This is a genomic window from Eikenella sp. NML99-0057, assembly GCF_001648535.1.
GTDB lineage: Bacteria > Pseudomonadota > Gammaproteobacteria > Burkholderiales > Neisseriaceae > Eikenella > Eikenella exigua.
This window is the reverse complement of record NZ_LXST01000001.1, coordinates 391,569-414,992: the sequence shown is the minus strand read 5'-3', so window position 1 is coordinate 414,992 and position 23,424 is coordinate 391,569. Positions and strand designations below refer to the sequence as shown.

Annotated in this window: 19 protein-coding genes and 1 pseudogene; 9 read left to right on the top strand and 11 right to left on the bottom strand. The window is 56.7% G+C overall.

Annotated features, from left to right (window positions below):
- Positions 1-240 precede the first annotated feature (240 nt).
- Positions 241-747 (top strand): disulfide bond formation protein B, encoded by a 507-nt coding sequence (locus A7Q03_RS02045; RefSeq protein WP_067446884.1) that lies wholly within the window; start codon positions 241-243, stop codon positions 745-747.
- Between the two features lie 175 nt (positions 748-922).
- Here A7Q03_RS02045 and msbA read toward each other — a convergent pair whose 3' ends face one another.
- From msbA to adk, 3 genes are all read right to left on the bottom strand, one after another.
- On the bottom strand, positions 923-2,737 hold the full coding sequence (msbA, locus tag A7Q03_RS02040) for a lipid A export permease/ATP-binding protein MsbA (protein WP_067446882.1): 1,815 nt from the start codon (positions 2,735-2,737) through the stop codon (positions 923-925).
- A 174-nt stretch (positions 2,738-2,911) separates the two neighbouring features.
- Entirely contained in the window at positions 2,912-3,430 is a 519-nt protein-coding gene (locus tag A7Q03_RS02035) for a CNP1-like family protein (RefSeq protein ID WP_067446880.1), read from the bottom strand.
- 82 nt (positions 3,431-3,512) lie between these two features.
- On the bottom strand, positions 3,513-4,160 hold the full coding sequence (adk, locus tag A7Q03_RS02030; RefSeq protein WP_067446878.1) for an adenylate kinase: 648 nt from the start codon (positions 4,158-4,160) through the stop codon (positions 3,513-3,515).
- A 216-nt stretch (positions 4,161-4,376) separates the two neighbouring features.
- Here adk and A7Q03_RS02025 point away from each other — a divergent pair, with 216 nt between their 5' ends.
- The 3 genes and pseudogenes from A7Q03_RS02025 (at position 4,377) to rpsU (ending at position 6,855) form a co-directional block, all read left to right on the top strand.
- On the top strand, positions 4,377-5,522 hold the full coding sequence (locus A7Q03_RS02025) for a M14-type cytosolic carboxypeptidase (RefSeq protein WP_067446876.1): 1,146 nt from the start codon (positions 4,377-4,379) through the stop codon (positions 5,520-5,522).
- Positions 5,519-6,298: pseudogene (pgeF, locus tag A7Q03_RS02020) on the top strand (peptidoglycan editing factor PgeF); the annotation flags it as partial. The gene A7Q03_RS02025 and the pseudogene pgeF, both read left to right, overlap by 4 nt.
- Before the next feature lie 344 nt (positions 6,299-6,642).
- A complete protein-coding gene (gene rpsU, locus A7Q03_RS02015) occupies positions 6,643-6,855 on the top strand; it encodes a 30S ribosomal protein S21 (protein ID WP_023886457.1) in 213 nt (70 codons plus the stop codon).
- 270 nt (positions 6,856-7,125) lie between these two features.
- On the opposite strand, the gene A7Q03_RS02010 is transcribed toward rpsU, so the two are convergent.
- From A7Q03_RS02010 to clpS, 8 genes are all read right to left on the bottom strand, one after another.
- Positions 7,126-8,469: a DUF58 domain-containing protein gene (locus tag A7Q03_RS02010; protein WP_067446873.1), complete on the bottom strand. Its 1,344-nt coding sequence runs from the start codon at positions 8,467-8,469 to the stop codon at positions 7,126-7,128.
- Between the two features lie 8 nt (positions 8,470-8,477).
- On the bottom strand, positions 8,478-9,482 hold the full coding sequence (locus tag A7Q03_RS02005) for a MoxR family ATPase (RefSeq protein WP_067446871.1): 1,005 nt from the start codon (positions 9,480-9,482) through the stop codon (positions 8,478-8,480).
- A gap of 153 nt (positions 9,483-9,635) precedes the next feature.
- Entirely contained in the window at positions 9,636-11,000 is a 1,365-nt protein-coding gene (locus A7Q03_RS02000; protein WP_067446869.1) for a DUF4350 domain-containing protein, read from the bottom strand.
- The gene (locus A7Q03_RS01995; protein WP_067446867.1) at positions 10,997-12,547 is read right to left on the bottom strand and encodes a DUF4129 domain-containing protein; all 1,551 of its coding nucleotides are present in this window, start codon (positions 12,545-12,547) and stop codon (positions 10,997-10,999) included. The genes A7Q03_RS02000 and A7Q03_RS01995 overlap by 4 nt, the downstream gene beginning before the upstream one ends.
- Positions 12,544-13,524 (bottom strand): stage II sporulation protein M, encoded by a 981-nt coding sequence (locus tag A7Q03_RS01990; protein ID WP_067446865.1) that lies wholly within the window; start codon positions 13,522-13,524, stop codon positions 12,544-12,546. Before A7Q03_RS01990 ends, A7Q03_RS01995 begins: the two co-directional genes overlap by 4 nt.
- On the bottom strand, positions 13,521-14,294 hold the full coding sequence (locus A7Q03_RS01985; RefSeq protein ID WP_067446863.1) for an RDD family protein: 774 nt from the start codon (positions 14,292-14,294) through the stop codon (positions 13,521-13,523). The genes A7Q03_RS01990 and A7Q03_RS01985 overlap by 4 nt, the downstream gene beginning before the upstream one ends.
- A 334-nt stretch (positions 14,295-14,628) precedes the next feature.
- Positions 14,629-16,926 (bottom strand): ATP-dependent Clp protease ATP-binding subunit ClpA, encoded by a 2,298-nt coding sequence (clpA, locus tag A7Q03_RS01980; RefSeq protein WP_067446861.1) that lies wholly within the window; start codon positions 16,924-16,926, stop codon positions 14,629-14,631.
- Between the two features lie 3 nt (positions 16,927-16,929).
- Positions 16,930-17,235 (bottom strand): ATP-dependent Clp protease adapter ClpS, encoded by a 306-nt coding sequence (gene clpS, locus A7Q03_RS01975; protein WP_067446859.1) that lies wholly within the window; start codon positions 17,233-17,235, stop codon positions 16,930-16,932.
- Between the two features lie 447 nt (positions 17,236-17,682).
- Between clpS and A7Q03_RS01970 the strand changes: the two genes are divergently transcribed.
- The 5 genes from A7Q03_RS01970 (at position 17,683) to prfA (ending at position 23,414) form a co-directional block, all read left to right on the top strand.
- Positions 17,683-17,886 carry a cold-shock protein gene (locus A7Q03_RS01970; protein ID WP_003822547.1) on the top strand — a complete coding sequence of 68 codons (204 nt, stop codon included), beginning with the start codon at positions 17,683-17,685 and terminating at the stop codon, positions 17,884-17,886.
- A gap of 270 nt (positions 17,887-18,156) precedes the next feature.
- Positions 18,157-19,614: a DegQ family serine endoprotease gene (locus A7Q03_RS01965; protein ID WP_067446857.1), complete on the top strand. Its 1,458-nt coding sequence runs from the start codon at positions 18,157-18,159 to the stop codon at positions 19,612-19,614.
- An 87-nt stretch (positions 19,615-19,701) separates the two neighbouring features.
- Positions 19,702-21,645, top strand: coding sequence for an ATP-binding cassette domain-containing protein (locus A7Q03_RS01960; protein ID WP_067446855.1), 1,944 nt, complete (start codon positions 19,702-19,704; stop codon positions 21,643-21,645).
- 1 nt (position 21,646) lies between these two features.
- Entirely contained in the window at positions 21,647-22,141 is a 495-nt protein-coding gene (locus A7Q03_RS01955) for a hypothetical protein (protein WP_067446853.1), read from the top strand.
- 196 nt (positions 22,142-22,337) lie between these two features.
- Positions 22,338-23,414 (top strand): peptide chain release factor 1, encoded by a 1,077-nt coding sequence (prfA, locus tag A7Q03_RS01950; RefSeq protein WP_067446851.1) that lies wholly within the window; start codon positions 22,338-22,340, stop codon positions 23,412-23,414.
- Positions 23,415-23,424: the final 10 nt, after the last annotated feature.

Sequence of the window (23,424 nt, the reverse complement as noted above, 5' to 3'; positions counted from 1 at the left end):
TGATAATTTTTAACAACAAATAGAGTGCAAATACCATACGCAACGCAAAGAGTTTGATTGTTGGCCGGATCTCCCCTCTTTACCGTTGCCGGATAACAATGATGCAGTCTCCTGAAAATGTGTACTTCAAAGTGGCGTATCGGATAAGCTTATTTTTCAGGTAGCCTTTGCCGTTTGGCGTTCTCCGGTGGCGGACTTATAATAATATCCTTTGTTTTACAAGCCGGATGAAAGCAGATCATGATTGGTTCTTATCGAAAAATCCTGTTGGGCATTTTTGCCGTGGCGGTGGTGTGCACGGCGATGTCGTTGTATATGCAGTATGGGCGGGGTATGGACCCATGTGTGATGTGTATTATCCAGCGAGTGTCGATTATTTTCGTGGGGCTGCTTTCGCTGCTTTCTATGCTGTTGCCGCTGAAACGCCGCTGGGCGCGGACGGTGGCGGCGATGCTGGTGAGTATTCCGGCGCTATGGGGCGGCTGGACAGCCATCAGCCAGCTGCATCTGCAAAGTCTGCCCATAGACCAGCAGCCTTCCTGTGGTGCGCCGTGGACTTTCCGCTTGCAGGGAGCGCCGCTGTTTGATTGGTATGAGCCGATTATCCGCGGCTACGGCCAATGCGGCACGGTGGAATATTTCTTGAGTGTGCCGTTTGCTTGGTGGTCGCTGCTGGCTTGTACGTTTATCCTGGTCGGCCTGTGGGGCGGCTGGTGGGTGATGTGTCATCATGAAATAGCGGAGTAGTAGATATTTTCAGGTAGCCTGTTGCAACGTGTTATGTGCTATCTGAAATTTTTGGGCTCGATTGAATGTAAGGCTGGTTAGCAATTCAATCTATGAAACACTCGCCTACAAACATACTAAAAAGGCTACCTGAAAGATTTCAGGTAGCCTTTACTTTTACTCCTATGCAACAGCATTAAAGCACGCCCGACAGGCTTTCGACGGCTTCTGCCTGTTGCGCCTGCTGCTCTTGCTGTTCGTGGAACTGCATACGGTAGAGGTCGGCGTAGCGGCCGCCTTTGGCAAGCAGCTCGGCATGTTTGCCCTGCTCGACAATCCGGCCTTCGTGCATCACCACAATGTTATCGGCCTGCTCGATGGTGGAGAGGCGGTGTGCCACCACCAAAGTGGTACGCTGCTGCATGAGTTTGTCGAGCGCGGATTGCACCAGGCGTTCGGATTTGGTGTCGAGCGCGCTAGTGGCTTCGTCCAAAATCAGAATGGGCACGTTTTTCAACAGAGCGCGGGCGATGGCGATACGCTGGCGCTGGCCGCCGGAGAGTTTGAGGCCGTTTTGGCCGATTTCGGTTTGCAAACCCTGCGGCATGGTAGAGATGAACTCCCAAGCATTGGCGGCTTTGGCGGCTGCTTCAATATCGGCTGGGTCGGCACCAAAACGGCCGTAGGCGATGTTTTCGGCCACCGTGCCGTTAAACAGCACCACATCTTGGCTCACCAGCGCCATTTGTTTGCGCAGGGAGGCCATGCTGTACTCGCGGATATCGCGCCCGCCGATACGCACTTCGCCCGCGGTGGGATCGAAGAAGCGCGGCAATAAGTTGGCCAACGTGGTTTTGCCGCAGCCGGACGCGCCCACCAAGGCCACCATGCTGCCGTTGGGGATGTGCAGATTGATGTTGTCGAGGCTGTTGCGGGCGGCGCCTTCATAATGGTGGCTCACGTTCACCAACTCGATATCGCCGGTGTGCTCGCTGAGGGTTTCTGTGCCATTATCGGATTCAACCGGTTCGTCTAAAAACTGGAACACGCTCTCGGCGGCGGCCAGGCCGCGTTGCAGCGAGGAAGAAATGCCGGTCATGCGCTTGATGGGGTCGAACATCATCAGCATGGCGGAAAGGAAGGACATGAAATCGCCGGCGCTAAACGAATCGGAAGCGGCGCGGGCGGCAGCCAAATAAAGGATAGTGGCCAGCGCGGTGGCAATCATCAGCTGGGTTACCGCCGTGCTGAAGGAGTTGGCGGCAGTTTGCTTCACGCCATTGCGACGCACGTTGATGGCGGTTTCATCGAAGCGGTTTTTCTCATGCTCCTGCCCGCCATACACTTTAATCACGCGCTCACCGGTGATGCTCTCGCCCAGCACCTGCGTCATCTGCCCGGCATATTGCTGGCTTTCGCGCGAAAGCTGGCGCAAGCGTTTGCTTACCTGGCGCACGCACCAGGCCAACACGGGAATTAAAATCAGCGTAATAATCGTGAGCTGCCAATCCAGATACAGCAGGAAGCCCAATAACCCCACCACGGTGATGCCGTCTTTGGCGGTTACAGTTACCACATTGAAACCGGCCTCGGTAATCTGGCTGGCATCGTTCATGATACGCGACATAATCCGCCCGCTGCCGTGTTGGCTGAAATAGCCGGCCGGTAGCTTGAGCATTTTGGCAAACATTTCGCGGCGAATTTGCTGCACCAGGTGGCCGGAGAGGTAGCTGGTGCTGTATTCGTTGATGAAGTTGAAAATACCGCGCAAGATAAACAGGCCGATAATCGCCAACGGCACCCAACGCATGGCGGAAAGGTTTTTCTCCACAAAGCCTTCGTTAATCAGCGGTTTGAGCAACCAAGCAAAAATCGGCCCGGTAGCGGCCACCACCACCATACCGAGCACGGCCAGGGCGAAAATGCGCAGGTAGTTTTTCAGGTAGCCAAACAGACGGCGGAATAAGGCCAGGCTGCTGGCTGTAGTGTGCGGGGTAGAAGACGAAGACATGGTGGCCTCTGCCGTTGAAAACGGCGATTGTAAGGCAAATCGGGGGTGGGCAACAATGCGGAAAGGCCGCTTTAGCAGGGTTTAACCTAAATTTGTGGCTGGCTGGGGAAAAGGCTACCTGAAACCCAAACCGGTTTTCAGGTAGCCTTTATCTTTATTTAAGCGTGCACAGCGCTAGTGTAGCCCACCCATGCTGCGGATGCGCTGATCGAGCTCTTGCGCAGTGAGCGCGCGGCCGTCGTTGCAGAAAATCGCCATCAGGCGGCTACGCACCGGGTCGTTGGCGTTCACATAGCTGTCGAACTTGCGCCATACATTATTGCGCGGAGCAATCCAGCGCCGGTTGGTGTTATCGCCAAAGGCGAAGGATCTGAGGTGGCGGTCGCCGCAGCGCATGCCCTCATAACTCATATTCGGCTGCCCGCCCTGCGGCTGTACTGCCAGCACATAGCGCATGCTGCGGTCGGCAGCTTGTTGCACGGGCAGTTGTAGCCAAACTTTATTGCGGTAGGTGGGGTTGATATACAGCTCAAACCACTCGCCGCGCTGCAGATCGGGATAATCGGGCAGCATCACGGCAGCCTCTTCCCACGGCTTTTCCTCTTCCGGCATGTAAAAGCGGTTTTCGCGCAATTCGGCCGAAGCGGTGGCGGAAAGCGCCAACACACAGGCTGCAAACCATAGTTTTTTCATTGCTTTTCCTTTTTCAGGTAGCCTTTTGGTTTCAGGTAGCCTGCTACTTGGCTGGAGGCTACCTGAAAACTTCTGCGCCGGCTTATTTGCCTAAAGCAGACAATACAGCAGTTTTCACGGCTTCCACCGGCTGTGTACCGTCGATTTTGATGTAACGGGGCGCATTGTCGCCAGTGAGCTGGCTATAGAAGCCGATGAGCACGGCGGTTTGCTTATGGTACACATCCAGGCGGTTTTTCACGGTTTCCTCCCGGTCGTCGTCGCGCTGGATCAGGTCTTCGCCGGTAACGTCGTCTTTGCCTTCCACTTTGGGCGGGTTGTAGCGGATGTGGTAAGTGCGGCCGGAAGGCAGGTGCACACGACGGCCGGCCATGCGCTCGAGAATCACCGCATCGGGCACATCGATTTCCACCACCGCATCCAAAATCACGCCTGCCTCCTGCATGGCTTCAGCCTGCGCCAGCGTGCGCGGGAAGCCGTCAAACAGGAAGCCGTTTTTGCAGTCATCCTGCGCAATGCGCTCTTTTACCATACCGATAATGATATCGTCGCGCACCAGGCCGCCTGCATCCATAATCTTTTTGGCTTCCAAACCCAGCGGTGTGCCGGCTTTAATGGCAGCGCGCAGCATATCGCCGGTAGAAATCTGCGGAATACCGAAAGCGGCGGTGATGAACTGCGCCTGCGTGCCTTTGCCCGCGCCGGGTGCGCCCAATAACAAAATCTTCATTGTCTCTTCCTTTAAAATCAATATAAAAGCACGGCAGCGGCACAATGCAAACAGGCTGCCCGAAGCAATGCCGCCACCCAATCCGCTGCACAGTTTAGAGCCCCTGCCGTAAAAAATCCAGTTTCCGCCGCCCTTTCCTCTCCCCGCTGTCCCTAGAAAGGCTACCTGAAAAGCATTACAATCCCCGCTTCCCCTCCTCAAGCAACGAGACCTGCTATGCCTAAAATCAGCAGCAACTTCGATGCCGGCGCCATCAGCGTAATCAACAGCGCCGACAGCCAAAACATTCGCCTCGCCCTGCGCGGCGACAATGCCGCCTCCTTCAGCCAGTGGTTTTATTTCCGCCTGCAGGGAGCGGCCTACCAACCTTGCCGTATCCGCATCGAAAACGCCGGCCAATCCAGCTACCCCGAAGGCTGGGAAGATTATCAGGCCACCGCCTCCTACGACCGCAGCAACTGGTTCCGCGTGCCCACCCGTTATGAAGACGGCGTGCTCACCATCGAACACACCCCGCTGGCCGGCAGCGTGTATTACGCCTATTTCGAGCCCTATTCCCACGAGCAGCACCTCAACCTCCTCGGCGACGCCCAAGGCAGCGGCCTGTGCCAAATCGACGACCTCGGCAGCACCGCGCAAGGCCGCGACATCAACCTGCTCACCATCGGCCACCAAGCCGCCAGCGACCTCAAAATCTGGATTATCGCCCGCCAGCACCCCGGCGAAAGCATGGCCGAATGGTTTGCCGAAGGCCTGCTCTCCCGCCTGCTCGACCACCAAGACCCCACCGCCCGCGCCCTGCTCGACTGCGCCACCTTCTATATCGTGCCCAATATGAACCCCGATGGCGCCGCCCTGGGCAACCAGCGCACCAACGCCGCCGGCGCCGACCTCAACCGCGAATGGCAAAACCCCAGCCCCGAGCGCAGCCCCGAAGTGTATGCCGTGCGCCAAAAAATGCACGAAACCGGCGTAGATTTATTCCTCGACATTCACGGCGAAGAAGCCCTGCCCTACGTATTCGCCGCTGGCTGCGAAGGCAATCCTTCTTATGATGCACGCCTTGCTGCGCTCGAAGCCGCCTTCAAAACCGCCCTGCGCCAGGCCAGCCCCGACTTCCAAGACGAACACGGCTACCCCAAAACCGCCCCCGGCCAAGCCAACCTCGCCATTGCCAAATCCTACGTGGGCGAAACCTTCGGCTGCCTCTCCTACACTCTCGAAATGCCCTTCAAAGACAACATCAACCTGCCCGACGACGACTTCGGCTGGAACGGCCAACGCTCCCTGCGCCTGGGCGAAGCCATCCTCAGCGCCATCCTCGCCGTCTGCCCACAACTGCGCCCGGATGAAACTGCATGAACGGCCAATTCCCCGCCAACAGCTTTGCCGCCAGCTTAGGGCTACCTGAAATTTCAGGTAGCCTCCTGCACGCCGATTGGCCCGCGCCAAGCAATGTCCACACCTTGATTACCACCCGCCAAGGCGGCGTCAGCCAAAGCCGTTTCGCCAGCCTGAACGTGGGCGACCACGTGGGTGACGACCCCGCCGCCGTGGCTGAAAACCGCCGCCGCGTGCAGGCGCACGTTCCCCTGCCGCTGGCCTATCTGCGCCAAGTGCACGGTAATCGCGTAGTGGCCGCTGCCGATTACCTTGACGCTCCGCCGGAAGCCGATGCCGCTTTCGACCGCAGCCGCTGCGCTGCCTGCGCTGTCATGACCGCCGACTGCCTGCCCGTACTCCTCTGCGACCGTGCTGGCAGCGCAGTAGCCGCTGCCCACGCCGGCTGGCGCGGCCTCGCCGGTGGCGTGCTGGAAAACACCATCGCCGCCATGCAGGCCGACCCTGCCGACCTCCTTGCCTGGCTCGGCCCTGCCATCGGCCCCGACGCTTTTGAAGTGGGCGGCGACGTTTTGGCCTCCTTCACCCAGGCCGACCCCGCCGCCGAAGCCGCCTTCGAGCCCATCGGCAGCGGCAAATACCTGGCAAACATTTATCTGCTCGCCACCCAAACCCTGCGCCGTGCCGGCGTTAGCCAAATCTACGGCGGCCGGCACTGCACCGTACTCGAGCGCGACCGCTTTTTCTCCTACCGCCGCGACGGCCAAACCGGCCGCATGGTCAGCGCCGTGTGGCTGAGCCCGGAGAAAATGGGCAAAGGCTACCTGAAACCCATGTTTCCAGTTCAAATCAAGCATGAATTTTCTAGCGAAGCACTTATTACCACCCATGCGCTGCTACCGCCTTGCCCTGCTTGACAAATTCGGTCGTAGCCGCCATAATTCACACCTTTGTATGCAGCCCTTCCTGCTGCCTAATATTTTGGCACACCGCACAGCCGGTGTAGCCGCCCCGATTAGGAGGTGATTTTTCCACCCCGGCTCTTATCCAGCCCGCACCAGCCAGTGCAAAAGTGATAAATCAAACCATTTTCTCGGGCACCATTGCCCGGCAACAAATAAAATATTTTAAGGATGACAAAATGCCTTCTATTCGCGTAAAAGAAAACGAACCGTTTGAAGTAGCCATGCGCCGTTTCAAGCGCTCTATCGAAAAAACCGGCCTGCTCACCGAGCTGCGTGCCCGTGAAGCCTACGAAAAACCGACTACTGAGCGCAAACGCAAAAAAGCTGCTGCAGTAAAACGTTTGCAAAAACGCCTGCGCAGCCAACAGCTGCCGCCGAAACTGTACTAATCTTTTGATAAACAAACACAGCCCGTTATTACAACTGGCTGTGTTTTTCTTTGGGCATAAGCCGAAAAGGCTACCTGAAAGTTTATGTGCGCATGGCTTGGGGGGTTGAACGTATCGCTGAAACGCTTCGCTTTATACGGCATTGGCTCGCCTTACAGCACTCCCACACTGCCTAGGACCAGCCTCCCGTAAGAAAATGATTATTTCAGCTATAAGTTTGAGCGTTTGAAGCTAAAGACAGGGCTACCTAAAATTTTCAGGTAGCCTGCTCTACCACGCTTGACGGCGTTTGAGCTGAAGATAGCAGTTGATAAGTTCGGTACTCAGTTGGTTGGGCAAAACATTGATGGCGTTGATGCGGGCGGCATCGAAGTGGCGGATGGCTTCGGCCACGTGGCCTTCGTATTGCAGGGCGCCGAGGTAGGCTTGGGCGTCTGCTTCGTTGCGCACGGGCTGTTGGCGCACTTCTTCGGGCGCGAGCGGGCGCAGGCCGCCGAATAAAACCATGTGGTGTTTGCGCAGGCGCTGGATGTGTTGCAGCAGGTGGAGGCTGTCTTCGTGGTTTAAGTGGGAGAGCACTACCACGAGGGCGCGGCGTTTCTGTTTTTGCAGCAATAAGTTCACGGCGCTTTCAAAATCGGCGGCCTGCTGTGAGGGCTCGATATCGAACACGCCATGCACCAAGCGCCCTAGCTGCTCCATGCCCTTATGTGGCGGCACGAAGCGAGCCACAGGATGGGCGAAGGTGAGCAGGCCGGCGGCATCGCCGTGCTTGAGTGCAGTGTAGGAAAGCAGCAGCATAGCCTGCAGGGCGTGGTCGAAATGGCTTTTGCCTTCCATTTGCAGGCGCATATTGCGACCGCAGTCGAGCAGGAAGATGAGCTGTTGGTCTTGCTCGTCTTGATAGGTGCGCACGATGGGACGACTCATGCGGGAGGTGGCTTTCCAGTCGATATTGCGGATGTCGTCGCCGTCTTGGTAGTCGCGCAGCTGGTGAAAATCCTGGCCGAGGCCTAGGCGCGGCAGTTTTTTCACGCCCACGAGGTTGAGCCAGCGTTGCAAGCCGATTAAATCGGCACCGAGGATGCGGCTGAAATCAGGCAGCACGTCCACTTTGGCGGGCAGCTCCTGCCGCTGCCGCCGCTGCCACAGACCAAGCGGGCTGGCGAGCCAGTATTCAATGCCAGTAAATTCGGCACGACCGCGCCGGCGCGGGGTAAGCCGGTAGCGGATGGTGGAAAGGCGGCCGGGCCGCGCGTCGATAATCAGGTGCGGGGTGTCGGTGTCCCAGTCGGGCGGGAACAGGTCGGCCACCAGGATAGTTTGCGGCTGCCGCCAGCGGCCTTTGGCCGGCGGAGTGAGCGTGAGCTCCACCTGGTGCGGTCGGCCTTGGATAAACTGGTGCGGCAGGCTGCGCTCCCAGCGCGGTTCGGGCTGACGGCGCTGCCAGAAGGCATCAACCAGCGCAGCCAGGGCGAGCAGGAGGGCGAGGCCGCCGGCGATGTATTGGACTATGCGGCCATTATCTGTGTTCAGGTAGCCTGCCAGCCAGCCGGCAGTGCACACGGCAACGATGGCGGCAAATAGCAGCACCAGCAGTCTGGACGGTCTCATGGCAGGCCTTACAAGCGCGGGGCGGGCACGGAGGCGGCCAGTTCGTTCAACACCTGCTCCACTTGGATGCCTTCCATTTCCATTTGGGTGGAGAGGCGCACACGGTGGCGCATAGCGGGCAGCCAGATGGCTTTGATGTCGTCGGGGGTAACGAAATCGCGGCCGGCCAACAAGGCATAAGCGCGGGCACAGCTGATGAGGGCGATGCCGGCACGCGGCCCTGCGCCCACGGATAAGGCAGGCCAGTCGCGGGTAGCCGCCACCAGGCGCACGGTGTAGTCGATAATCTGCGGATCAACGCCCACCTGCGCCACCAGTTTTTTCAGCTGCTCGATTTGCTGCGGCTGGAACACGTGTGAAGGCTGGCTGCTACTGAGCAGGTCGTTGTTGCTGCTGTTGATGACGGCGTTCAGCATGCGTGCTTCGTCGGCAAGAGCCGGGTAGCCGATCATCACTTTAAACATAAAACGGTCGAGCTGGGCTTCGGGCAGCGGATAAGTACCTTCCTGCTCGATCGGGTTTTGTGTGGCCAATACCATGAAGGGGCTGGGCAGATGATGGGTGTGGCCGTCGAGCGTTACGCTGCGCTCCTGCATCACTTCGAGTAGGGCGGATTGGGTTTTGGCCGGGGCGCGGTTGATTTCGTCGGCGAGCAGCAAGTGGGTGAACACCGGGCCTTGGCGCAGCTCGAAGCGGCTGTTTTGCGCATCGTAGCGGTAATGGCCGGTAACGTCGGAGGGCATCAAATCGGGGGTGAATTGGATGCGGCGGAATTCACCGGCAAAGGTTTGCGCCAGCGAGCGCACGAGCAGGGTTTTACCGGTGCCCGGCACGCCTTCGAGCAGCACATGGCCGCCGGCCAGGAATACGGTAAGCACTTCGTCCACCACCTGCTGTTGGCCGATGAGCACTTCGTTCAGCCGCGCGCGCAGCATTTGAATGGCGCGCACACCCTGCTGGATAGCGGGGTTGGTGCTGGCTTGGTGGGGCTGGGAAAAATTGATGTCCGTCATCGAATCATCCTTTTGCATTGTTTGTTTCGTTGGTTAATCGGAGGTTTGGGTTTCAGGTAGCCTGGGGTTCAGCTGGGGTTACCTGAAAAATAGGTTGGTTCGGGCTACCTGAAAATTTAGCGGGTATATTTTCAGGTAGCCTCTAGCCGCCCGCTAATACCACGAGCGGTTTATTTTGCGCACGATGCGCTGGTGGGCGGCGATTATTTGCAGCCACTCCACCAAATTGACCTGTTCCGGCAGGGGCTGGAGCCAGGGCTCGACCACGGAGGGCGGCAGTTTGGTTTGGGCACACAAAAATTCCAGCTGTTTGCGGCTGCTCATCTGCTTCCAGGCCGGGTGGCGCTGTTGTAGGGCTTCGAGCAGTCGGCGCTGCATATCGCTGAGGATGGCGCGACGGCTCAGGTGGCGGGTGAGGAACTGGCCTTGTGCGAGCAGGTGCTGGTTCAGGTAGCGTTCAGGCGCAGGCGGCAATTGTTGCACCACGCCCACACGCACCACAATACGCCATAGCAGTATGGCGGCGGCGGCCAAGGCTATGGCCAGCAGCACAGGCTGGCTTTTGAGCATTTTCCATATCATCGGCTCGGAACTGCTGTAATCAGACGGATAAACTTTGTCGGCCAATAAGATGCTGTCTTTTTCCTGTGCCAGATAAACGGCGAGATAGGGATGATCGTAGAGGGCAAGGTGATTGCGATTAAAATCAGGGCGGCTTGGATTGCCCAGCCAGTCTTCGTTCCAGGTAAGCAATACGCTGCCATCACCATAGCGCACGCGGATGGTTTGCACGGCGCCGTAGCCAGTTTTGCCTTGGAACAACACCAGTTTGCTATCTTGCACTACCCAGCCGCTATTAGTGCTGTATCCGGAACCAGTGAAGGTTTGGATCGCGGCGCCTTCTGGCAATTGGATGCTGCTCAAGCCGGCGTTGCAGTGCGGATCAATCTGCAAAGCAACTTCATCGCCAATTTGGCGGGCTGCTTCGCGGCGCTGCTCGGCGGCTTTCACGCAGGCAGGCAGATTGGGCAGGGTTTTGCTGTCGGTTTCTTCCAGCTCCACGGTGCCGATTTGCAGGTGGCGCAGCATAGTTTGGCGGAAGTTTAGTGTGTCTTTATCTTCACTATTATCCGGCTTGCCGTCTGCTTTTAACGGGTTGTCATCAGCATAACTGGGCAGCGCCATCACTAGATGATTGCCGCGCCCTACCCACTCCAGCAGGCGTTCGGCATCTTCCTTATCACGCATGCGGTTGTCGGCCACGATCAACAGGCGATTGCTGTCGTATGAGTTGAGTTCGTTTAAGCCAAACAGGCTATGCTCGTGCTGGATATTTTTCACGCCATATCGAGTGAGCAGGGTTTTCAGGGCGTAGAGCGAGCCTTCGCGCATTTCCTGCTGCGGATCGAGCGACTGCCAGGTTTTGCTTTCCTGCTTGGACAGGCCGGCAACGGCGATCAAGCCGCCGATAAGCAATACGGCAATCAGGCCGATGAGGATGGAACGTCGGTTTTTCATGCCCTACCCTCCCCGGCGGCACGCAGGCTACCTGAAAATTCCTGATCCCCGCCGGCAAACACTTGGCGGTATTGGCGGCACAGGCTGTGTACCGCTTCGCGCTCGGGCAAACGGTGGGCATAAGCCAGTTCTACCCAGTTGTCGGTAAGCGGCTGCCAGTAGTCCAAAAGCTGCGGCTGGCGCTGGCGCACACGTTTGAGCACTTGGCCTTCGGTGTCGCTGCTGCGCAGCGGCAGGCCGTATCGGCGGCTGATTTGCGAGAGGCTGGCGCGGTAGAGCAGGCTCATGGCGGCACGCGGATCACGTTCGTATTCGGCCAATACGGTGGAAGCCACGTCGTTGGGCAGGCTTTCGGGCGTAATTTTCATGCCGAACAAGGTTTCCGGCACTTCTTCGCCCTGGCTCAAGCCGAAGCCGCCGTTGGCTTGATACCAACGGTATAAAATCCATAACACCAAGGCCAGCAGCAGGACGATTAGGGCATACATCAGGCCGTTAAACCAAACTGGCGAAGGGGCCTTTATATCAGGCATATCCGGCAGGCCGCGCTGTCGAGAGTTATCTTCCTTGCCGCATTTGATCCAGCAGTATTCAGTTTGGGTTTTAATGCTTTGAAACGGCGCTTTGCGCAGGGTGTTATCACGGATTTGCTCCACCTTTTCCCGGCTGGGCAGCGGCTCGGCATGCAGGCTACCTGAAAAACCGAAGCCGATAAACACGGCCAAGGCCAACGCCCATAAGGCGCTGCTACTGCCCAACAGGCGGTCTTGGATTTTGCGGGCGGCCAGGCGGATATCCCAGCCTTCGGCCTTGGTGCGGGCATTCAGATAGAGCGTGAAACCGCAGGCCACATAAATCGGCCCCCAGAAACACAGTAGCAGCACATAAATGCCATTGAGCAAATGCTGGAAAATCAACCCTTCTCCGGAAGACACCAAAGTCTCAATCTGCTGCAAAGCATCAGAGGAACGCGCCCCACCGAACGGGCCGGCCACGATGTTTTGCGCCGGATCGCCCGTCCACAGCCAAAACAGCATCGCAAGTAGTCCAAAAGCCAAGATGCTTTCCAGATGGATGCCGAAAAACGCCAGCCAGCTGGCCGCACCGCCGCTTTGGCGCGACAATTCGTTGCAGCGGCACTGATGCGCCTTGCCGCTCAAGCCTTCCAAGAGCGTAACCGGCAGCACCAGGCTGCGGCGCAGGCTGAACCGCCGCCAAGTTAAATCACCAATCAAGCGCGGTCGCCACATCTGCCTAAACGCCGTGCGCACGCATTGCCGGTATGGCGGCAGCGGCTCGAATACCTGCTGCGACATCAGCCACAGCACCGGCGCTTCAAACAACGGCTTAAGCCACCACACCAAAAAACCGCCCCATTCAGGCTGCTGCCAACATAAAGCCAGCACCAACGCATACACCGGCAGCGACGGGGTTGCCCACACCGCCATATACAGCGCCGGCCGTTCCTGAAACAGGCGAGCGCCCAAATCCAAAGCCTCCCAGCCGCTGCGCGGGCGGAAATTCAGGCGGGTTTCCCAAATATTCATGCCGCCCTCCTGCCCGCATACAGCAGATAGGCATACACCAACAGCCACATCGCTATGGAAACAATATATTTCAAAATCATCGGAATACTGGTAATCGGCGACCAAAAGCCTTCAATAAACGCGGCAATAAACAGCATCAGGAAGCCGCCGTTCATCAGCCCCACTGCCTGTTTGCCCTGAATGCGCAAGGCATCGCGTCGCGACAAACCCTGCGGTTTGAGCAGCGCCAAGCCCAGCCGCAAGCCGCCTGCTGCAGCCATCACGATGCCGGTAAGCTCAAATGCGCCGTGCGCACCCACAAACGAGAAAAAGGCCGGCCCGGCCGGGTCGCGGGTCATATAGCCCATTGCCCCGCCGATTACCCAACCATTCATCACCGTGAGATACACCGTGCCCAAACCAAACAGAATGCCGCTGGCAAAACTTTGAAACGCGATACCTATATTGTTGAAAATATAATAGCCGGCCATCAAAAAATTTTTCCACGCCTCACGGTTGGTGCCCTCACTATACTGATCCAGCATCTCTTTATAGCTATCCGCCAATTGCGGGCCATGCTGTAAGCCTTCGATTTTGTCCACGCTGTCGGGATAAAACGCCGTGAGCAGGAAAGCCACGATAAACGGCAGGTAAAACAGCGCATGCGCCAGCCACACCAGTTTTTTCTCGCGCCGTACCAGCTGCGGGAAGCCCTGCATCACGAAATCGCGGCAGCGCACCCACAGCGATACCTGCTGCCCCACATACAAAAGCTGGTGCGCGCGTTCGCACAGATATTGCAAATAATCAGTAAGGCCGCCGGAATAGCAGCGATCGGTGGCCACCGCCAAATGGTGGCACACTGTACGGTAGTCCTGCATAAACAAAGCGGTTTTCTGCGCACTCAGGCTGCCGCGCCGTTTTTCCAGCTGCTGCAAATCCTGCTCGAACGTGCGCCAGAACGCCTGATGCTGTTCTTCAAAAAACAGTTGCCTCACGACGCCTCCTTCCGCTGTTCACCTGCGTAGTATTTGGCCAAGCCCAAGATCAGCTGCTCGGCGCTGCGTTCGTCTTCCTGACGGCCGAAAATCGCCCCCACCATCATTTGTGCCAACTCTCCGGTACGCGCCGCACTCAAATGGCGGCGGCGCTCGACAAAGCTCAAAATTGCCTGCTGTTCCTCGCGCGTGAGCGCCACGGGCGGGGTAACTGCTTCGATATTACCCAAATCCATGCGCTCGGCCTGCCCGCGTGTTTTATCCACATACACCACCACCGTGGATGCCATGATGTCACCCAAGCGGCGGCCGTAGGGATTACACAGGCCACAGATCATGCCAATACCATAGAAAAACGGCAGGCTGTCGAATACGCGCAGCAGGTTGCGCAGCAACGAAGCCGACCAGGAAATATGCGTGCCGTTGTCATTGATCACACGCAAGCCGAAGATTTTCTTGCCCGGCGTCTGCCCGTTCCAGCACACTTCAAACACCACAAAATACAACCACAGCGTGAAGAAAATATTAACAAACAGCATGAAGAAGAACAGGCCTTTAACGATATTGCCGTCATCACTGCCATTTGCACCAGAGAAGATAAATGCAAACAGCATGGTGGAGAGCATCAGCCAAATACCACGGAGAATGAAATCAACAAACCAAGCGCGCGAACGGGCAAACACCGAAGCCGGACGCAGATAAATATCAATGGCTTCCGGTGTTTCAACTTTGAGCAGGGTATCCAGCCGCGAGAGAATGGGTTCAGACATAATGAATGGTTTGCCAAACGAGATAAAGGGTAGCCAAGAAAATGACGAACTTTGCCCGAAAGGCGGGGGTTTGGCAAGCCCCCAAAGGGTTGGGAAAACTGCTTATAGACAATTCTTATACGGGATGACTGTATGTGGGGATAGGATAGAAGAAAAGGCTACCTGAAACACAATAGCGCAATTTCTGCGCACCAATCTTCAGGTAGCCTAAGCGCAATGAAGGCTACCTGAAAATATCAGCTTCAATGCAGTCAAATCATCGCCCTCAAAAAAAGCTGCGTTTCTCCTTAAGAAGCTATAACACGCTTACACTGCAAACCATATCCGACCTGCATCAGCCGTTGGCATCCGCCACTTTGCCGCGTTTGGCTTTGGCAGCAGAGAAGGCAAGGGTAACTTTGTCGGATTTGGCATCGTAGCCGATAGTTACCTCGCCGCCTTTACTTAAGCGGCCAAAAAGCAGCTCGTCGGCGAGCAGGCGGCGGATTTTGTCTTGGATCAGCCGCTGCATAGGGCGGGCACCCATTTGCGGATCAAAGCCCTGCTCGGCCAGATAGCTGCGCAGGCCGGTGGTGAAATGGGCTTCCACATTTTTCGCCAACAGCTGCTGCTCCAAGGCAAGCAGGAATTTGTCGGTTACTTTGGCGATGATTTCGGTATCCAACGGAGCAAAGGAAATCACAGCATCCAAGCGGTTGCGGAATTCGGGAGTGAAGGCTTTTTTCAGCGCATCGCCCTCATCGCCGCTCATGCGCTGGCGGGTAAAGCCGAGCACAGGGCGGCTGAGGCTTTCCGCACCGGCGTTGGTGGTCATGATTACGATGGCGTTGCGGAAATCGGTTTTGCGGCCGTTGTTGTCGGTGAGCGTGCCGTAGTCCATGATTTGCAACAGGATATTGTGCACATCGGGGTGGGCTTTTTCGATTTCGTCCAAAAGCAGTACGCAGAAGGGCTGTTTGTTTACCGCTTCGGTGAGCAGTCCGCTCTGCTCAAAGCCAACGTAGCCGGGCGGCGCACCGATGAGACGAGCCACCGCGTGGCGTTCCATGTATTCCGACATATCGAAACGTTGCAACGGCACGCCCAAAATATAGGCAAGCTGGCGGGCGACTTCGGTTTTGCCCACGCCGGTGGGGCCGGAAAACAGGAAGCTGCCGATGGGTTTTTCCGCCGACCCTAGGCCGGAGCGAGACATCTTAACGGCGGCAGCCAACGCTTCGATAGCAGCATCTTGACCGAATACCATATTTTTTAGGTTGCGCTCCAAATGGCGCAACACTTCTTTGTCATCTTTGGAAACAGTCTGCTCGGGAATGCGGGCAATTTTGGCCACCACTTCTTCAATCTGCGCGGCTTCAATCACTTTGCGCCGTTTATCGCCGGGCAAAATGCGCTGGGCGGCAGCAGCTTCATCAATCAAATCGATGGCCTTATCGGGCAGGAAGCGGTCGTTCAGGTAGCGTACCGAAAGCTCGGCGGCAGCACTCAGGGCGTGTTGAGAGAAGCGGATTTGGTGGAAATCTTCAAGCGCAGGTTGCAGGCCTTTAAGGATTTCCACGGTTTCGGCTACGCTGGGCTCGGGCACATCGATTTTCTGGAAACGTCGGCTTAAGGCGTGGTCCTTAGCGAAAATAGTGCGGTATTCGTCATAGGTGGTGGCACCGATACAGCGCAGATGGCCTTTAGAGAGAGCCGGTTTGAGCAGATTGGAAGCATCCATGGTGCTGCCGGTGGTGCTGCCTGCGCCGATGATGGTATGGATTTCGTCGATAAACAGGATGGAATGCTCGATTTTGGCCAGCTCTTTGAGTACAGCCTTGATGCGGGCTTCAAAATCGCCGCGGTATTTGGTGCCGGCCAAGAGCGAGCCCATATCCAGCGCAAACACAGTGGCGCCGGCGAGTGCGTCAGGTACATCGCTGTGTTCTAAGCGGTAGGCCAAGCCTTCGGCCAACGCAGTTTTGCCCACACCGGCCTCACCCACCAAAAGCGGGTTGTTTTTGCGGCGGCGGCATAGGGTTTGCATGAGGCGTTCCAATTCCATGGTGCGGCCAACCAGCGGATCGATACGTTCTTCGCGTGCTTCAATATTAAGGTTAACGGTATATTTGGCTAAGGCATGACGGATAGGTTTGCCCTCTTCGCCACCTTCCTGTTCAACTTCATCTCCTTTATCTATTTCTACTACGCGATCCGGCACGATACCGTGCGCGATGTAGTTGAGAATCTCACTGCGGCCAATCGACTGCAAGCCCAGAAAATACACAGCATGGCTGTTTTTTTCTGACATAATCGCCACCAGTACGTCCACCGGCTGCACCTGCCGTTTGCCTGCCGACTGCACATGCACAATCGCACGCTGAATCACTCGCTGGAAGCCGAGCGTGGGCTGGGTTTCGCTGCCAGTTGGCGAATCTTCGGGCAGCACCGGTGTGTTTTCTTCAATACTGATAGCCAGCTGTTCGGCCAAAATCGGAATATTAGCACCGCAGCTTCGCAGCACCGCCCGTACTTCGTCACTCTCCTGCACCAGTGAGAGTAATAGGTGTTCGATGCCGATAAATTCATAGCGCTGCATGCGGGCATCGGCATAGATCACCTGCAAAATGCTTTCCAGCTCTTTCGACAACATGGCTCACACCTCCTCAACAGTACTCAGCAGCGGATGACCGGCCTGCCTAGCAAGGTTTTGCACTTGCTGATGCTTGGTATCAGCAATATCTTTTTGGTAAACACCGCACAGACCTTTGCCTTTGTGATGTACTTGCAACATCACTGTTGCCGCCTGGTTTTCAGGTAGCCTGAAAATATCAGTAAGCAAGCCAACCACAAAATCCATTGGTGTGTAATCATCATTAATCAGGAATACGCCATATTTCTTGGGCGGAGACACATTTTGCCAGACGGTTTCTGGCTGGAGCGCCTGTTCGGTATTGGACATAGCTTTGACTCTTCAAGGTGTACTGTAGTTGGCCGAAGCCTTTGCTTTATCTGCTATTAGTGAAGCAGACTAACGCCGCAACAGGAATTCAACGGCTTTAGCCGTAATTCGGTTTTAGATTGCAAATCAACTTTGTTTGCCGGTTGCTTTTTTGCACAGCCTAACCGCAGACTGATGCCAGACAATTATATTCAACCGCACGGCAGAACACAAAATAAGGGTAAAAGCTCGGATTTCTGTCTTTTTTTTGCGATTTTTAACATTATTATTCAAACATTACTTGACTGTTAATCCCGGCTGCGCGAAACTTATCTCCGCAAGCGCGGCAGGCTGGATAAATTGTTCCAGCTCGGCAGCTGAACAAACCGTTTTACCCAACACAGTCGTTTTCCTGCTTTGCCAACCCTGCTTTTTCCGATATTTTGTTTTTTAGATAGGATGTATTGTATGGCAACTGGTACTGTTAAATGGTTTAACGATGCTAAAGGTTTTGGTTTCATCACTCCCGATGAGGGTGGCGAAGATTTGTTTGCCCACTTCTCGGCCATCAACATGAACGGTTTCAAGACTCTGAAAGAAGGTCAGAAAGTTTCTTTCGAAGTAACCACCGGCCCGAAAGGCAAACAAGCATCCAATATCCAGCCGGCCTAAGTAGCCGCTTATAATAAGTAGCCGCTTATAAAAAGACAGGTAACGGCCTGTCTTTTTGTGCTTTCAAATATCCCTGTCTGCTTCGGCAAAGGCTACCTGAAAACACATCTCGGCAAGATTACAGCCTGATATAGCAAGTTTTCATCCTACTACAACCCCACACTCCCAATACATCCCGCCAAAGCAAGAGCCATCCAGCCCGGCATAGCTAAATAAATGCTTTAGTTATACAATGCTTCCCTTGCCTGCAAATACAATATTGTTGCCACCATGCCAAACACCACCCGCCCCATCTTTTCCCTCCTGCTTGCCCTGATGCTCTTAGGCGGATGCGGCAAAGAAGAAGCCTCTACTGACTCCTCATTTGTCCGAACCGTGAGCGCACCCGCAGGCGGTGCTGATATGCTGTTGCCTGACTTCACCAAATTAGTTGCGCAAGAGGGCGGCGCTGTGGTCAATATTCAAGCCAGCCGCACCAATGAAAACACTACTCAGGCCGATGGCGAAGACAATATCGATCAGCTACCTGAAAACGATCCCTTCTCCGAATTTTTCAAACGCCTGCAGCCCAACCAAGCCGATTTAGTCGAACCTGGCGACAACGAATACAATTTCGGCTCCGGTTTCCTCATTAGCTCCGACGGCTACATCCTCACCAATACCCACGTCCTCAGCGGCATGAACAGCATCAAAGTCGTGCTCAACAACCGCCGCGAATACACCGCCCACCTAGTCGGCTCCGATACCCAAACCGACATCGCCCTCTTAAAAATCGACGCGCAAGGCCTGCCCACCGTCAAAATCGGCGACCCCAAAACCTTGCGTGTAGGCGAATGGGTAGCTGCCATCGGCGCACCTTTCGGCTTCGACAACAGCGTTACCGCCGGCATCGTTTCCGCTAAAGGCCGCAGCCTGCCCAACGAAAACTACACCCCTTTCATCCAAACCGACGTGGCCATCAACCCCGGCAATTCCGGTGGCCCGCTGTTCAACCTGCGTGGGCAGGTAGTGGGCGTAAATTCCCAAATCTACAGCCAATCCGGCGGTTTTATGGGCATCTCCTTCGCCATCCCCATCGATGTGGCCATGAATGTGGCCGACCAGCTGCGCCGCAACGGCAAAGTTGAACGTGGCCGCATCGGCGTGGTAATTCAAGAAGTAAACTACGACCTGGCCAAATCCTTCGGCCTCCAAGCCGCCAATGGCGCACTGATTTCGCAGGTAACTCCCGGCGGCCCTGCCGACAAAGCCGGCCTCCAGCCTGGCGACATCGTGCAAAGCGTGAATGGCGAAAACGTGAAAGCTTCCAGCGACTTGCCCGTGCTCGTCGGCATGATGCCGCCCGGCACCCAGCTCACCCTCGGCATTTGGCGCAACGGCAAACGCGAAGAAGTCCAAGTCACCCTCGGTTCTAGCAACACCAGCAGCGCCGATGCCGGCAACCAATCTGGCAGCGGTACCAATGCCGATAACGGCAGTGGCTTCACCTCCGAGCCCACCGGCCTGCAACTGCGTAGCCAAGGGCAAGGCCTCTTAGTTTTGCAGGTTGAAGGCACAGCCCAACAGGCCGGCCTGCGGCGCGGCGACATCATCCTAATGGTAAACCGCACCGCCGTGAGCGACGAAAACAGCTTCAACCAAGCCCTCAACCATGCCGACCGCACCGTCGCCCTACTCATCCAGCGCGGCAACAGCAAGCTGTTTTTAGCGCTGGAATTACACCGTTAGCCGACCCACACAGCAAAGGCTACCTGAAAAATATTTTTCAGGTAGCCTCTTCATCTAAAAAATTCAGATTCCCACATATCAAACAATATGATAGAAATCAATCGCCTCACCCTGCAACGTGGCAATAAAGTCCTGCTCGAACAAGCCTCCGCCCACATCGCCCCCGGCCGCCGAGTCGGCCTTATCGGCAAAAACGGCAGCGGCAAATCCAGCCTGTTTGCCCTGATTAAAGGCGAAATCGGTGCCGACACCGGCGACATCCACCTGCCCCCACATTGGAAACTCGCCGCCGTGGCGCAAGAAACCCCCGCTCTGGAAATCAGCGCGCTGGATTACGTGTTGCAAGGCGATGCCGAGCTGCAAACTTTTCAGGTAGCCCTAAAGCAAGCCGAAGCGCAAAACGACGGGCACGCCATTGCCGAATGCCACGCCAAACTTGAAGAAATCGACGCCTACAGCGCACCCGCCCGCGCAGCCAAACTACTGAACGGGCTTGGGTTTAGCCAATCCGAACACAACCGCCCCGTTAAAGCCTTTTCCGGCGGCTGGCGCATGCGCCTCAACCTTGCCCAAGCCCTCATGTGCCGCTCCGACCTGCTCCTGCTCGACGAACCCACCAACCACCTCGACCTCGAAACCGTGTTGTGGCTGGAAAGCCACCTCGCCGCCCTGCCTTGTACCCAAATCATCATCTCCCACGACCGCGACTTCCTCAACGCCGCCACCAACCACACCATCGAGCTCGCCCAGCGCCAGCTGCACAGCTACAGCGGCAACTACGACTTCTACCAGCAGCAACGCGCCCAACGCCTTGCCAACCAACAGGCCGCCTACGTTAAACAGCAGGCGCACATCCAACACCTCCAATCCTTTATCGACCGCTTCAAAGCCAAAGCCACCAAAGCCAAACAAGCCCAAAGCCGCGTAAAAGCCCTGGCCAAGCTCGAGCTCGTCGCCCCTGCCCACCTCGACAGCAGCTTCAGCTTCTCCTTTCCCCCGCCCGAACACCTGCCCAACCCTCTGCTCAAGCTCGAACAAGTCGATCTCGGCTACAGCGGCCACACCGTCCTGCACCAAATCACCCTCTCGCTCGAGAGCGGCGCCAGCCTCGGCCTGCTCGGCGTAAACGGCAGCGGCAAATCCACCTTGATCAAAGCCCTTTCAGGTAGCCTTGAGCCCCAAAGCGGCCAAATTATCCGCGCCGACAAACTGAAAATCGGCTATTTTGCCCAACACCAGCTCGACACCCTGCGCGCCGACCAAAGCCCACTCTGGCACATTCAGCGCCTCAGCCCCGAAGCCAAAGAGCAAGACATCCGCAACTTCCTCGGCGGCTTTGACTTCGCCGGCGACATGGCCATCCAGCCCATCACCGGCTTTTCCGGCGGTGAGAAAGCCCGTCTCGCGCTAGCCGTTATCGTGTGGCAGCAGCCCAACCTGCTCCTGCTCGACGAGCCCACCAACCACCTCGACCTCGATATGCGCCACGCCCTCACCGTGGCCCTGCAAAGTTTCCAAGGCGCGCTCATCGTCGTTTCGCACGACCGCAGCCTGCTCGAAGCCACTACCGACAGCTTCCTCCTCATCGACCAAGGCTACCTGAAAACTTTCGAAGGCGACCTCAACGACTACCGCCGCCTGCGCCTGGCCCAAAGTAACCCAGAAGCCGCCCCGCCTCCTTCTGCTGCCGGCCAAAACCGCAAAGACGAAAAACGTCTCGCCGCGCAAATCCGACAGCAACGCGCCCAGCGCGGCAAACCCCTTCAGCAGAAAATCGAGAAAGCCGAACAGCTCATGGCCAAACTCAGCGCCGAGCAAGCCGAATGCGAAGCCTTCCTCGCCGACGAAGAAGCATATAAGGAACACAATAAAGCCAAATTGCACCAATACTTAGCCAAAACAGCCGAAGTCAAAGTACAATTAGCACAAATAGAAGAAGACTGGCTCGCCCTGCAAGAGCAACTTGAAGCCGTGTATCAAGCCGTCGAACAGGAATTTTCCAGCCAGCAATCGTTAGAAAAGGGAAAATAAAATGCAGAAAACTACGCTACTTACCATTTTCGCCCTAAGCTGCCTCAGCGCAGCCGCCGGTCCCGTTTATTCCTGCGGCAACGGCAGCTACAGCAGTAAACCAGGCCCTGGCTGCCACCGCGCCGACCTGCCGACCATCGGCCGCTATAGTGCCGCCCGCCCGCGCCCCACTCCCGCACCCGTTCCGCAGCGTACTGCCTCCGCCAGCAGCCAGCAGGCGGCTGTATATCGTGCTCCCGCCCCGCAGCCTGTGGCCGCAGCCGCCTCTTCTAGCCGCACCAACAGCGGCCGGCGCATGATTCTCGAGCAAGAGCTGGCCAACGAACGCCGTGCCCTGGCCACCGCGCAAAGAGCCCTCACCGAAAGCCGCACCATGCCTAAAGGCGACGGTGCGGCCTACCAGGCGCACCAAGCCCGAGTGAGCAGCCTGCAAAGCGACGTGCTCGACCGCCAGCAAAACATCCAAGCCCTGCAGCGCGAACTCAGCCGCATGTAGGCACAGCGGCAATCCCAGCCGCATTTGCTATAATCCTTTTCAGGTAGCCTCTATCGCTTGAGGCTACCTGAAAATTATAGTGGATCAAAATAAGAATGGGACAAGGTGGCGAGCCGCAGACAGTACACATGTACAGCAAGGCCAGCCAACGCTGTAGCATTCTTAATTTTAATTCGCTATATTTGAAAGAGCCCACATGAAACCATCAGTTCTAGACAAACTTCAATCCCTCTCCGAGCGGCTCGAAGAAGTAACCGCCCTGCTCAGCACCCCCGAGGCCACGGCTGACATCAACCGCTTCCGCCAGCTCAACCAAGAGCACGCCGAGCTCACCCCGGTAGTGGAAACCTACCGCCAATACCGCCAAGCCGAAAGTGACCTTGCCGACGCTGAAGACATGCTTGCCGACCCCGAAATGAAAGACTTCGCTGCCGAAGAAATCGAGGCCGCCAAAGCCAAAATCGAAACGCTGGATACCGAGCTGCAAAAACTCCTGTTACCCAAAGACGAAGACGACGGCAAAAACATCTTCCTCGAAGTCCGTGCCGGCACCGGCGGCGACGAAGCCGCCCTGTTTGCCGCCGATTTGCTGCGCATGTACACCCGCTATGCCGAGCGCAACCGCTGGCAGGTCGAAATCGTTTCCGCCAACGAAAGCGATTTGGGCGGCTACAAAGAAGTCATCGCCCGCATCGCCGGCATCGGCGCCTATGGCCGGCTCAAATTTGAGAGCGGCGGCCACCGAGTGCAACGCGTGCCCACCACCGAAAGCCAAGGCCGCATCCACACCTCCGCCTGTACCGTGGCCGTGATGCCCGAAGCCGATGAGCTCGAAGAAATCCAGCTCAACCCCGCCGAACTGCGTATCGACACCTTCCGCGCATCCGGCGCCGGCGGCCAGCACATCAATAAAACCGATTCCGCCATCCGCATCACCCACCTGCCCACCGGCATAGTGGTGGAATGCCAAGACGGCCGCAGCCAGCACGCCAACAAAGCCCAAGCCATGAAAGTGCTCGCCGCCCGCCTGAATGACAAACAAAAACGCGAAGCCCAGGCTAAAGAAGCCGCTGAACGCAAATCCCTCATCGGCAGCGGCGACCGCAGCGAACGCATCCGCACCTACAACTACCCGCAAGGCCGCGTCACCGACCACCGCATCAACCTCACCCTGCACAAGCTCGACTTCGTGATGGACGGCGACATGGAAGAAATCACCAACGCCCTCATCGCTGAGCATCAGGCCGAACTCTTGGCCGCCATGGGCGAATAGGGTTCCGCTC

Bases quoted from the DNA above. Each gene is read 5' to 3' on its own strand.
- A7Q03_RS02045 (WP_067446884.1), top strand. From the start codon at position 241: ATGATTGGTTCTTATCGAAAAATCCTGTTGGGCATTTTTGCCGTGGCG.
- msbA (WP_067446882.1), bottom strand. From the start codon at position 2,737: ATGTCTTCGTCTTCTACCCCGCACACTACAGCCAGCAGCCTGGCCTTA.
- A7Q03_RS02035 (WP_067446880.1), bottom strand. From the start codon at position 3,430: ATGAAAAAACTATGGTTTGCAGCCTGTGTGTTGGCGCTTTCCGCCACC.
- adk (WP_067446878.1), bottom strand. From the start codon at position 4,160: ATGAAGATTTTGTTATTGGGCGCACCCGGCGCGGGCAAAGGCACGCAG.
- A7Q03_RS02025 (WP_067446876.1), top strand. From the start codon at position 4,377: ATGCCTAAAATCAGCAGCAACTTCGATGCCGGCGCCATCAGCGTAATC.
- rpsU (WP_023886457.1), top strand. From the start codon at position 6,643: ATGCCTTCTATTCGCGTAAAAGAAAACGAACCGTTTGAAGTAGCCATG.
- A7Q03_RS02010 (WP_067446873.1), bottom strand. From the start codon at position 8,469: ATGAGACCGTCCAGACTGCTGGTGCTGCTATTTGCCGCCATCGTTGCC.
- A7Q03_RS02005 (WP_067446871.1), bottom strand. From the start codon at position 9,482: ATGACGGACATCAATTTTTCCCAGCCCCACCAAGCCAGCACCAACCCC.
- A7Q03_RS02000 (WP_067446869.1), bottom strand. From the start codon at position 11,000: ATGAAAAACCGACGTTCCATCCTCATCGGCCTGATTGCCGTATTGCTT.
- A7Q03_RS01995 (WP_067446867.1), bottom strand. From the start codon at position 12,547: ATGAATATTTGGGAAACCCGCCTGAATTTCCGCCCGCGCAGCGGCTGG.
- A7Q03_RS01985 (WP_067446863.1), bottom strand. From the start codon at position 14,294: ATGTCTGAACCCATTCTCTCGCGGCTGGATACCCTGCTCAAAGTTGAA.
- clpA (WP_067446861.1), bottom strand. From the start codon at position 16,926: ATGTTGTCGAAAGAGCTGGAAAGCATTTTGCAGGTGATCTATGCCGAT.
- clpS (WP_067446859.1), bottom strand. From the start codon at position 17,235: ATGTCCAATACCGAACAGGCGCTCCAGCCAGAAACCGTCTGGCAAAAT.
- A7Q03_RS01970 (WP_003822547.1), top strand. From the start codon at position 17,683: ATGGCAACTGGTACTGTTAAATGGTTTAACGATGCTAAAGGTTTTGGT.
- A7Q03_RS01965 (WP_067446857.1), top strand. From the start codon at position 18,157: ATGCCAAACACCACCCGCCCCATCTTTTCCCTCCTGCTTGCCCTGATG.
- A7Q03_RS01960 (WP_067446855.1), top strand. From the start codon at position 19,702: ATGATAGAAATCAATCGCCTCACCCTGCAACGTGGCAATAAAGTCCTG.
- A7Q03_RS01955 (WP_067446853.1), top strand. From the start codon at position 21,647: ATGCAGAAAACTACGCTACTTACCATTTTCGCCCTAAGCTGCCTCAGC.
- prfA (WP_067446851.1), top strand. From the start codon at position 22,338: ATGAAACCATCAGTTCTAGACAAACTTCAATCCCTCTCCGAGCGGCTC.